Genomic DNA, 2,461 nt, shown 5'->3' with positions numbered 1-2,461 from the left:
AGGCGATCCGGGAAGCCTTTAGGGACTGGATCTGGAGAGACCCGGAACGTCGCCAGACTTTGGTGCGCCAGTACAACGAGGAAATGAACTCTACCCGTCCCCGTGAATATGATGGCAGCCACATCACTTTTGGAGGGATGAACCCGGCCATTACCCTGCGGGAACACCAGAAAAGCGCCATTGCCCATGTGCTGTATGGAGGAAATACCCTGTTGGCACATGAAGTAGGTGCAGGCAAAACTTTTGAAATGGTAGCTGCTTCGATGGAAGCCAAACGCCTGGGACTGTGCCAGAAATCTCTCTTTGTGGTTCCAAACCATCTGACCGAGCAGTGGGCGTCGGAGTTTCTGCGTCTCTATCCTTCCGCCAATATCTTAGTCACCACAAAAAAGGACTTTGAGACCCATAACCGCAAAAAGTTCTGCGCTCGTATTGCGACGGGTGATTATGATGCCATTATCATGGGACACAGCCAGTTTGAGCGTATCCCCATCAGCCGGGAGCGTCAGGAACGGCTTCTCTATGAACAGATCGACGAGATCACTGAGGGGATTGCAGAGGTACAGGCCAGTGGCGGCGAGCGTTTTACCGTCAAGCAGCTGGAGCGTACCAGAAAGTCTCTGGAAGCCAGACTGGAAAAGCTGCAAGCCGAGGGACGAAAAGACGATGTGGTGACTTTTGAGCAGCTGGGTGTGGACCGTTTGTTTGTGGACGAGGCCCACAACTATAAAAACCTGTTTCTATACACAAAAATGCGGAATGTGGCAGGTTTATCCACATCGGACGCGCAGAAATCCTCCGATATGTTTGCCAAGTGCCGCTATATGGATGAGATCACCGGAAACCGTGGCGTGATTTTTGCCACCGGCACCCCGGTCAGCAACTCCATGACCGAGCTTTACACCATGCAGCGGTACCTTCAGTATGAACGCCTGCAAGAACTGAACATGACCCACTTCGACTGCTGGGCTTCCCGATTTGGAGAGACCGTCACAGCTTTGGAGCTGGCACCGGAAGGCACCGGCTACCGGGCAAGAACGAGATTCAGCAAGTTCTTTAATCTGCCGGAGCTGATGAACCTGTTCAAAGAAGTGGCGGACATCAAGACCGCCGACCAACTGAACCTGCCCACCCCGGAAGTGGAATACCACAACATCGTGGCACAGCCTACCGAACATCAGCAGGAAATGGTGAAGGCACTCTCTGAGCGCGCTTCCGAAGTACACAGAGGCAGTGTGGACCCGTCGGTGGATAATATGCTCAAAATCACCTCGGATGGCCGCAAGCTGGGACTGGACCAGAGGATCGTCAACCAGATGCTGCCGGATGAACCTGGCACAAAGGTCAATCAGTGCGTGGACAACATCATGCAGATCTGGCGGGATGGCAAAGCTGACAAGCTGACCCAGCTGGTGTTCTGCGACATTTCTACACCGCAGGCAAAAGCTCCTGCAAGCAAGGCGGCGAAAACGCTGGATAATCCACTGCTTCACGCATTGGAAGGCGCTGTGCCTCTGCCGGAGCAGGAACCGGTCTTTACGGTATATGACGATATTCGTCAGAAACTCATTGCTCAGGGGATGCCTGCCGACCAGATCGCTTTTATCCATGAAGCCAACACCGAAGTGCGGAAAAAGGAGCTGTTCTCTAAAGTCCGTACCGGTCAGGTGCGTGTCCTTTTGGGCAGCACCGCCAAGATGGGCGCAGGCACCAATGTGCAGGACCGTCTGGTGGCACTTCATGACCTGGACTGTCCGTGGAGACCGGGAGACCTTGCCCAGCGCAAGGGCCGTATCGAGCGCCAGGGCAACCAGAATCCTCTTGTCCATGTGTACCGCTATGTGACCGAAGGAACCTTTGACGCATACCTCTGGCAGACGGTGGAGAATAAGCAAAAATTCATCAGTCAGATCATGACTTCTAAATCGCCGGTGCGTTCCTGCGATGATGTGGACGAAACGGCGCTTTCCTTTGCCGAAATCAAAGCCCTGTGCGCCGGAGATCCCCGCATCAAGGAGCGTATGGATTTGGATGTGGAGGTATCCCGCCTGAAGCTGATGAAAGCCGACCACCAGAGCAAGCAATATCGTCTGGAGGACCAGTTGCTCAAATACTTCCCGGAGGAGATTGAAAAGCACAAAGGCTTTATCAAGGGCTTTGAATTCGATCTGGAGGTTTTGGCAGCGCACCCGCACCCGGAGGACGGCTTTTCCGGTATGGAGATTCGTGGAGACCTGCTGACCGATAAGGAGAACGCCGGTGCAGCCCTTTTGGATGCCTGCAAGGAGGTCAAAACCTCCGATCCGGTGCAGATCGGCAGCTACCGGGGCTATGCCATATCCGTGGAATTTTCCGCATGGAAACAGGAGTATACGCTCCTGCTGAAAGGACAGATGACCCACCGGGCAACCCTTGGTACAGACCCTCGCGGAAATCTTACCCGTATCGACAATGCCCTCGC

Annotated in this window: 1 protein-coding gene; it reads left to right on the top strand. The window is 54.2% G+C overall.

Going from position 1 to position 2,461, the window contains the following annotated elements; all coding sequences use genetic code 11:
* On the top strand, nt 1-2,461 hold a 2,461-nt coding region (locus OCV96_RS18320), incomplete at both ends, for an SNF2-related protein (protein WP_262595112.1).

Origin of the sequence: Waltera acetigignens (assembly GCF_025567015.1) — a bacterium.
Taxonomy (GTDB): Bacteria; Bacillota; Clostridia; order Lachnospirales; family Lachnospiraceae; genus Acetatifactor; species Acetatifactor acetigignens.
The sequence above is the reverse complement of the archived record's forward strand: the minus strand, read 5'-3'. Positions and strand labels throughout refer to the sequence as shown.